This window comes from Cohnella baijiui (assembly GCF_020731285.1).
Classification (GTDB): Bacteria; Bacillota; Bacilli; order Paenibacillales; family Paenibacillaceae; genus Cohnella.
Genome location: NZ_JAJFOW010000078.1, coordinates 1 through 9,036, shown reverse-complemented (window position 1 = coordinate 9,036; position 9,036 = coordinate 1). Strand labels below are relative to the sequence as shown.

Sequence of the window (9,036 nt, the reverse complement as noted above, 5' to 3'; positions counted from 1 at the left end):
ATGTCTCCTGCAAGCAAAGGCTCAAGCCAAGGCAAGTCACAGGTGAAGATGTTTCAGCTTCGTTTCGCATCCGGTTTTCAGGGCGCAAGCCCTTTTTTTGTTGTCCGGGCAAGGTTAGTTGCAAATCTACCTCTATTTCCGCTCGAACAGCCGCCAAACGGCCCTTTAGTTGCAAACGTGCAACTAAATGGGCCGTTTTTGGCGTTTCAGGCAGGTTTCGCATGAATTTGTGGTATTTTTGCATCTATTCCGTTCTCTGAGCCATTATGGCACTGGATTAGTGGTACGAATGCAACTAAATCAATTTTGAGCTCCCGACGAGGCAATTTGCAGCCGATGCGCCGTACCGTATCTGTAACGCATCCGTACCGCACCCGAACCGGTGCCAACAACCGCACCTGCACTCGTACCCGCACTCGCATCCGTACCCGTACCCGTACCTGTGCCTACCTCCGCACCTGCACACGTACCCGCACCCGCACCTATACCTGTGCCTACCTCCGCACTTGCACTCGTACCCGCGCCTATACCTGTGCCTACCTCCGCACCTGCACTCGTACCCGCACCCGTACCTGTGCCTACCTCCGCACCTGCACTCGTACCCGCACCTATACCTGTGCCTACCTCCGCACCTGCACTCGTACCCGCATCCATACCTGTGCCTACCTCCGCACCTGCACTCGTACCCGCACCCGTACCTGTGCTTACATCCGCACCTGCGCTCGCATCCGTACCGCACCCGTACCTGTGCCTACATCCGCAACTGTGCTCGTACCCGCCCTGCACGCGCACCCGTGCCGCACCCGTGCTCTTCTCCTCCCCCCACCTTTATCAATCCTCGTTTCCATGGTCGCCATTTTTAACCGTTCTTTAAGCCAGGGTTAAAGTAATCCTAAGTTCGATGGGCTAAGATCAGGTAAACAAGCGATCAACTCGGAAGGCGTGACCCCTATGAAATCAATGAAAAACGCGACCAAAGCAAGGGTAATGGCGGCCAGCACGCTGGTTTTGATGCTCACGGTCGGCGGTTCGGCCTGGGCCAACGGCGCGCATGCTTCGACATCGTCCTCGTCCTTTCAAGCGGAGCAATGGAGACTCGCCGCGTCGGTGCTTGCCGCCAGCGGCAAGAAAGCCGACTTGCAAGCGAGCTGGATCGTCCGCGCCGGTAAACCCGGCCAGGAGGCGCAAGCCGAGGACAGCGTCTCGGGCCGTGACGGAGGCAGCGAGGAACAAGGCGAATAACCGGGGGATCCGAGCTTGGGAAGATGGATCCGGTGAGAACGCGGGAGCCGTGGCTTGAGCAGGGAAGGCTTCCATAACTTCCAACTCAACGATCCGGCAAGGGCGGCAGATACTACCTACGCAAACGAGCGAAGGAGGGAGCTGCCGTGAACCCGTTTCGTCTACGTTACTCCAAAGCCATTTTACTTCTCCTGATCGGAATCGCCTCGCTGATGCAGACCGGATGCGCGGTCCATCCGCAGGAAGCCCGTCCTTCCGCTCCACGGCCGGACGGCATCAGAGCGGAAAGCCGTTCCGCAGCCGAGGAGCGTCTCTCGGACGAGAGTCAAGCGGCGCTGTCCCAGCCTGCGCAGATCAAACACCCTCGGAAGCCGGTCAGGGCCATCTACGTAACGGCCAACGTCGCAAGGAGCAGCCGCATGGACAGGCTCATTTCGCTCGTCGAGCAGACGGAGCTGAATGCGATGGTTATCGACGTCGCCGGCGCCTTCGGCAAATCCAAGGACGCCGCGGGCCGCATCCGCGTCGTAGAGACGCGGTCCGCGCCGAAGCTGCAGCAGCTTGTCCAGCGGCTCAAGCAGCGCCATATTTATGTCATCGCGCGCGTCGTGACGTTTAAGGATCCCGGCCTGGCGGCGCTCAAGCCGTCTCTGGCGCTTCAGTCGAAAACCGGCGGCGTCTGGAAGGACCGATCCGGTTCGGCTTGGATCGATCCGTACCGGCAGGATGCGTGGCCGTATCCGCTCGCGGTCGCCGAATTCGCGGCGCGGATGGGGTTCGACGAGATCCAGTTCGATTACGTGCGTTTTCCCGAGAACGAAGCCCGCGTCAATCGCGAAGTCCGCTTTCGCAACCCCGAAGGCCTAAGCAAAAACGAAATCATCAGGCGTTTCCTGCACGTGGCCGCGGCGCGCGTGCACCGGGCGGGCGCTTTCGTTTCCGCCGACGTTTTCGGCCTTGTAGCCACTCCCGGACCCGACAGCGGAATTGGGCAGAGCTGGCGAACGGTCGCGACGGAAGTGGACGTCATCTCGCCGATGATTTATCCTTCCCACTACGATCCGGGCATGTGGGGCATCGCGAAGCCCGATCTCGTGCCGGGTGCCGTCGTCGCACACGCGCTTCAGGACGCGACCAAGCAAAACCGCAAACTGCAAGCGGCCGGGATTCAGACGGCGCAGGTACGCCCGTGGCTGCAGAGCTTCACGGCCGGATGGGTGCATCCGCACCAGCGTTACGGTCCGGCCCAGATCCGCGAGCAAGTCCGCGCAGCCCGGCGAGCGGGGATCGACAGCTATATGCTCTGGAACGCCGCGAGCCGCTATCCGCTCCTTTCGGCCTGAGCGCTCAGAGCGCACAAACGCTTACATGGAGGGCTTTTCCACCCTGGCCGGACGGGCTGCTTTTTCGGTATTCTGCGCGCCTTGACAGCCCCCAAAGCCTCTGCTAAGATTGCCTATAATTCAATTTTGGAGCACCCCGCAATCAAACCATTCAAGGGAGGAAATTCGTCGTGTGGCAAAACAAATTCGCCAAGGAAGGTCTTACGTTTGACGACGTGCTGCTCGTGCCGCGCAAGTCGTCGGTCCTGCCCCGGGACGTCAACGTTTCGACAACGCTGAGCCCTTCGGTCAAGCTGAATATTCCGTTGATCAGCGCAGGCATGGACACGGTCACGGAAGCAGCCTTGGCGATCTCAATCGCCCGTGAAGGCGGAATCGGCATCATTCATAAAAACATGTCCGTGGCGCAGCAGGCGGAAGAGGTCGACCGGGTGAAGCGCTCGGAGAGCGGCGTCATCACGAACCCCTTTTCCCTCACGCCGGATCATCATGTGTACGATGCCGAGGAGCTGATGGGCAAATACCGCATCTCCGGCGTTCCGATCGTCGACGGCGAAGGCAAGCTGGTCGGCATTTTGACGAACCGGGATCTTCGTTTTGTACACGACTACTCCATCAAGATCCATGAAGTCATGACGCGCGACAATCTCGTGACGGCTCCGGTCGGCACGACGCTGCAGGAAGCGGAGGTCATCCTCCAGAAGCACAAGATCGAGAAGCTTCCGCTCGTCGACGAGTCGAACACGCTGAAGGGCCTTATCACGATCAAGGATATCGAAAAAGCGATCCAGTTCCCGAATGCGGCCAAGGACGCGCAAGGCCGCCTGCTGGCAGGCGCCGCGGTCGGCGTCTCGAAGGATACGTTCGATCGGGCGGACGCGCTGGTCAAGGCCGGCGTCGACCTCCTTGTCGTCGATTCCGCGCACGGCCATCATATCGACATCGTCACGATGGTCCGCAAGCTCCGCGAGCGGTACGCCGATCTGACGATCGTCGCGGGCAACGTGGCGACCGGCGAAGCGACGCGCGACCTGATCGAAGCCGGGGCGTCGGTGGTCAAGGTCGGCATCGGCCCGGGTTCCATCTGCACGACGCGGGTCATCGCGGGCATCGGGGTGCCGCAGATCACGGCGATCTACGACTGCGCGACCGTCGCGCGGGAGTACAATGTGCCGATCATCGCGGACGGGGGCATCAAGTACTCCGGGGAGATCACCAAAGCGATCGCGGCCGGCGCGAACGCCGTCATGCTCGGCAGCCTGTTCGCGGGCACCGAGGAAAGTCCGGGCGAGTCCGAAATTTACCAAGGCCGCCGGTACAAATCGTACCGGGGCATGGGTTCGATCGGCGCGATGAAGGAAGGCAGCAAGGACCGCTACTTCCAGGAGGACGACTCCAAGCTCGTTCCTGAAGGCATTGAAGGCCGTCTTCCTTACAAAGGACCGCTTAAGGACACGCTTCACCAGCTTCTCGGCGGTCTCCGCTCTGGCATGGGCTATTGCGGTACCGAAACGCTCGAACAGCTGCGCAACGACACGGCGTTCGTCCGGATCACGGGCGCGGGGCTGCGCGAGAGCCATCCGCACGACGTGCAGATTACGAAGGAAGCGCCGAACTACTCGATGTGACCGATCGCCACGAGACGAAGCTGCAGGGCAGAACGTGCTGCCCTGCGGCTTTTCTTTTTTCGCGTCCTCGGCAATCTTCCAGGCCGCCGTCGCATCGGCTCCGGAAGGGTGCCGAAGCCGCATTTTACTTGCCTCCGGGTTATGTTACAATAACAGACGGAGTTCCCTGACGAACGATAACAATTGATAGATATAAAGGAGAGACCGCGCGTTGAATCGACCTCATTCGATCTTCCTCCGTTCGCCGCTCTTGTCACCCAAACGATACCTGGCCGCCTTCCTTGCCCTGGTGTTTTTGCTAGCCGCCTTTACGTCCCGTCCCGCCTCTGCGGCTCCGGATGCCAGCGGCCTGCAGCTCCTCGGCAAGTCGGCGATTTTGATGGATGCCGCCACCGGCCAGATCCTCTATCAAAACAACGCTTCGGAAGCGCTCCCCCCCGCCAGTATGACCAAGATGATGACCGAATACCTCGTATCCAAGGCGGTCAAGGAAGGCAAGCTGAAATGGGATGAGACGATCACCATTCAGGAGAACGCCGCCAAGCAAATCGGCAGCCGCGTATTCCTCGCCGTCGGGGACAAGCATACGGTCGAAGAGCTGTACATCGCGATGGCGGTTGGCTCGGCGAACGACGCGACGGTGCAGCTCGCGGAGACGGTCGCCGGGTCTGAAGAAGCGTTTGCCCAATTGATGAACAAGACGGCCCAAGAGCTGGGCATGAAGGATTCCCACTTCATCAACTCGACCGGTCTCGACCGCGCGGATATGCCTGCGGCGTACCGGCCGACGTCGATCGAAGGCGAAACCGTCATGTCGGCGAGAGATTCGGCGATTTTGGCGTATCATATCATTAACGATTATCCGGAATTCCTCGAGCATTCCAAGATCCCGAGCTTCAAGTTCCGCAAGACGGACAAGGACCCGGTCATCAACTGGAACTGGATGCTCGAGACGAACAAGGACGTCACGAACTTCAAGAAATTCGCCTACCCCGGCGTCGACGGCTTGAAGACGGGCCACACGTCCAAGGCGGGCAACTGCTTTACGGGCACCTCGCTGCGGAACGGCACGCGCCTGATCGCGGTCGTCATGGGCGTGCCTGGGGGCGTCAACGACGGCAAGCGGTTCCTCGAGACGGCCAAGCTGTTCGACTACGGCTTCAATAACTTCGAGAAAAAGACCATTATCGCCGCTAAAAGCACCGTACCGGAGCACGAGACGCTGAAAGTGAAGAAGGGCGGCAAGACGAAGCTGCCGGTCGTTACCGCAACCGACATCACCGTCCTGGTGCCGAAGGGCCAGAACATCGAGACTACCGTATCCGAGGTCAAGCCGGCTTCCGATCCGCTGCTCGCTCCGGTGAAGCAGGGCGACAAGGTCGGGACCGTCACCTACAAATACAAGGACCCGGCTACGCAGGAAGAAAAGCTCGCGACGGTCGATCTGATCGCGGCGGAAGACGTCAAGAAAGCCGGCTGGTTCACGCTGTTCCTGCGGGCGATCGGCAACTTCTTCAGCGGCCTGTTCAAAGGCATCGTCAACCTGTTCTAAACTGCTTGCGCAAACGCCCGCAGGCCGCGGAATTCCGAGCTTTCGGGTTGTCTATTCGGCAACGTTCCTGTAAAATAAATGGTTAGAATGTATTGGAGGCGTATGAAAATGGAGACAGGTACTTCGAGAGTTAAGCGCGGCATGGCCGAGATGCAAAAAGGCGGCGTCATCATGGACGTCATGAACGCCGAGCAAGCCAAAATTGCAGAAGCGGCAGGCGCCACCGCCGTCATGGCGCTGGAGCGCGTGCCTTCCGATATTCGCGCCGCAGGCGGCGTCGCCCGCATGGCCGACCCGACCATCGTCGAAGAGGTCATGAAGGTCGTCAGCATCCCGGTCATGGCCAAAGCCCGGATCGGACACTACGTCGAAGCGAAGGTGCTCGAATCGCTCGGCGTCGACTACATCGACGAGAGCGAAGTGCTGACGCCGGCGGACGACGTGTTCCATATCAGCAAGTCCGAGTTCACGGTACCGTTCGTCTGCGGCGCCAAGGACCTCGGTGAAGCGCTGCGCCGCATCCAGGAGGGCGCATCCATGCTCCGCACGAAGGGCGAACCGGGCACGGGCAACATCGTCGAAGCCGTCCGCCATATGCGCCTCATAACGGGCCAAATCCGCAAAGTGCAAAACCTGTCGAAGGACGAGCTGTATCATGAAGCCAAGACGCTGGGCGTGCCGTACGACCTGCTGCTCGGCGTTCACGAGACGGGCCGCCTGCCGGTCGTCAACTTCGCGGCCGGCGGCGTAGCGACGCCTTCCGACGCGGCGCTGATGATGCATCTGGGCTCGGACGGCGTCTTCGTCGGCTCCGGGATCTTCAAGTCCGATAGCCCGGAGAAGTTCGCTCGCGCCATCGTCGAAGCGACGACTCACTACCAAGACTACGAGCTGATCGCCCGCGTGTCCAAGAACCTCGGCACGCCGATGAAGGGCATCGAGATCTCCAAGCTGGACCCATCCCAGCGCATGCAGGAGCGCGGCATCTAAGACGCGTCTTCCCCGCGTAAGGGGTCACGGATCGGGCGGCTTCGCGACGGCTTACAGAGCCGCCTGCGGAGCCGCCCCGATTGGTTTCAGTCGGGGATCGGATTATCCCCTCTTACCCTCATCGGAGGGAATCGAAGCCGGCGGCAGCCGGGAAAGCAAAGGACGGGAAAGCGATGAAAATCGGAGTGCTGGCCCTGCAAGGGGCGGTAGCGGAGCATATCCGCAGCATCGAATTGGCCGGCGGCGAGGGCGTGGCCATCAAACGCGTAGAAGAGCTGGCCGAGATCGGCGGCCTCATCATACCGGGCGGCGAGAGCACGACCATCGGCAAGCTGATGCGCAAATACGGCTTCATCGAGGCGATTCGCGAATTCGCGGCGTCCGGCAAGGCGGTATTCGGCACCTGCGCGGGCCTCATCGTGCTGGCCGAGCGGCTGGAGAGCGGAGAGGAACCGCATCTGGGCCTCATGGACATGACGGTGGCGCGCAATGCGTTCGGCCGTCAGCGGGAAAGCTTCGAGACGGACCTCGACGTGAAAGGGATCGAAACGCCGCTGCGGGCCGTGTTCATCCGCGCGCCGCTCATCACGCAAGTCGGAGACCAAGTGGACGTCCTGTCCTTCTACAAGGACGAGATCGTCACCGCGCGGCAGGGCAACCTGCTCGCCTCTTCCTACCATCCCGAGCTGACGGACGACTACCGTCTGCACGGCCTGTTCCTGGACATGGCCCGCGAAGCCGCCGGGGCATGAGGACCATATCACCCTTCAATGGGAAAGGGGTTCAACCGTAACCATGATCGACGTTAGAGTGTTACGCAACGACTATGACAAGGTCGCGCAGGCGCTGCGCAACCGCAACGCCCCGGAGGAGCTGATCGCTTCCTTCCCGGCTCTCGACAACAAGCGGCGGGAGCTGCAGACGGAGAGCGATAACCTGAAGAACCGCCGCAACGTCGTCTCCCAAGAGGTCGCCAAGCTGAAGAAGAACGGCGGCAATGCGGACGAGCTCATCGCGGAAATGAAGACGGTCGGCGACCGGATCAAGGCCCTCGACGAGGAGCTGCGCGAGCTCGAGGTCGAGATCGACGCCCTGCTGCTCGCCATTCCGAACGTGCCGCACGAGAGCGTGCCGGTCGGCGCTTCCGAGGAAGATAACATCGAGCTGCGACGGGTCGGTGTACAGCCTTCGTTTGCCTTCGAAGCGAAGGCGCACTACGACATCGCCGCCGAGCTCGATATTCTCGACTTCGAAGCGGCGGCCAAGGTTACCGGCTCGCGCTTTGTTTTCTACAAAGGACTCGGCGCCCGCCTCGAGCGCGCGCTGATCAACCTGATGATGGACCTGCATGCGGACGAGCACGGCTACGAAGAGATCCTGCCGCCGTACATCGTCAACCGGGACAGCCTCGTCGGTACCGGCCAGCTGCCAAAGTTCGAGGAGGATCTGTTCAAGGTCGCGAACACCGAATACTATCTCATCCCGACCGCCGAAGTGCCGGTGACAAACCTGCACCGCGAGGAAATTCTGAGCCCTGAGAACTTGCCGCGCAAGCTCGTCGCCTTTAGTGCGTGCTTCCGCTCCGAGGCGGGCGCGGCCGGCCGGGATACCCGCGGGTTGATTCGCCAGCACCAGTTCAACAAGGTGGAGCTCGTGCAGCTTGTCGACCCCGCGACGTCCTACGAGACGCTCGAAGCGCTGACCGGCCACGCCGAGCGCGTGCTGCAGGTGCTTGGCCTGCCGTACCGCGTGCTCGCGCTGTGCACGGGCGACATGGGCTTCGCTTCGGCGAAGACGTACGACCTCGAGGTCTGGCTGCCTAGTGCTGACGCGTACCGGGAGATTTCGTCCTGCACCAACTTCGAGGACTTCCAGGCTCGCCGTGCCGGCATCCGCTTCCGCCGGGAGCCCGGCGCGAAGCCCGAGCACGTTCATACGCTGAACGGGTCCGGCCTCGCCCTCGGCCGCACCGTGGCCGCCATTCTCGAGAATTACCAGCAAGCCGACGGCACGGTCGTCGTGCCGGAAGCGCTGCGCCCGTACATGGGCGGAGTCGAACGGATCGCGCCGCGCAGGGGTTGATCATTGTTTTGAGCGTGTGATATGATTACGGAGCAGGTCCGGCTCCCCCGGGAGCATGGAGACTGCCCGTCATCTTGGAGAGATACCGAAGCGGTCATAACGGGGCGGTCTTGAAAACCGTTAGGGTGCAAGCCCACGTGGGTTCGAATCCCACTCTCTCCGCCATAGAAGCAAATTCGACCGATTCCTGTATCACGGG

The 9,036-nt window shown here is 61.1% G+C and carries 8 protein-coding genes and 1 tRNA gene; 8 read left to right on the top strand and 1 reads right to left on the bottom strand.

What is annotated here, in order from left to right; genetic code table 11:
- The coding region (locus tag LKX83_RS31480) for a hypothetical protein (RefSeq protein WP_227887178.1) at positions 1-244 on the bottom strand (244 nt) is incomplete at its 3' end.
- 707 nt (positions 245-951) lie between these two features.
- On the opposite strand from LKX83_RS31480, the gene LKX83_RS31475 reads away from it, so the two are divergent.
- From LKX83_RS31475 to LKX83_RS31440, 8 genes are all read left to right on the top strand, one after another.
- Positions 952-1,242, top strand: coding sequence for a hypothetical protein (locus LKX83_RS31475; protein WP_227887176.1), 291 nt, complete (start codon positions 952-954; stop codon positions 1,240-1,242).
- 146 nt (positions 1,243-1,388) lie between these two features.
- Positions 1,389-2,585, top strand: a complete 1,197-nt coding sequence (locus LKX83_RS31470; protein ID WP_227887175.1) for a putative glycoside hydrolase — start codon at positions 1,389-1,391, stop codon at positions 2,583-2,585.
- Between the two features lie 170 nt (positions 2,586-2,755).
- A complete protein-coding gene (gene guaB / locus LKX83_RS31465) occupies positions 2,756-4,213 on the top strand; it encodes an IMP dehydrogenase (RefSeq protein ID WP_227887173.1) in 1,458 nt (485 codons plus the stop codon).
- 211 nt (positions 4,214-4,424) lie between these two features.
- Positions 4,425-5,765: a D-alanyl-D-alanine carboxypeptidase family protein gene (locus LKX83_RS31460; protein WP_227887170.1), complete on the top strand. Its 1,341-nt coding sequence runs from the start codon at positions 4,425-4,427 to the stop codon at positions 5,763-5,765.
- A 108-nt stretch (positions 5,766-5,873) separates the two neighbouring features.
- Complete coding sequence (pdxS, locus tag LKX83_RS31455) at positions 5,874-6,755, top strand: pyridoxal 5'-phosphate synthase lyase subunit PdxS (protein ID WP_227887168.1); 882 nt, start codon at positions 5,874-5,876, stop codon at positions 6,753-6,755.
- Positions 6,756-6,928: 173 nt separating this feature from the next.
- Positions 6,929-7,507 carry a pyridoxal 5'-phosphate synthase glutaminase subunit PdxT gene (gene pdxT / locus LKX83_RS31450; protein ID WP_227887166.1) on the top strand — a complete coding sequence of 193 codons (579 nt, stop codon included), beginning with the start codon at positions 6,929-6,931 and terminating at the stop codon, positions 7,505-7,507.
- A gap of 43 nt (positions 7,508-7,550) precedes the next feature.
- A complete protein-coding gene (gene serS, locus LKX83_RS31445) occupies positions 7,551-8,837 on the top strand; it encodes a serine--tRNA ligase (protein WP_227887165.1) in 1,287 nt (428 codons plus the stop codon).
- A gap of 76 nt (positions 8,838-8,913) precedes the next feature.
- Positions 8,914-9,002: transfer RNA gene (locus LKX83_RS31440), tRNA-Ser, on the top strand.
- Positions 9,003-9,036: the final 34 nt, after the last annotated feature.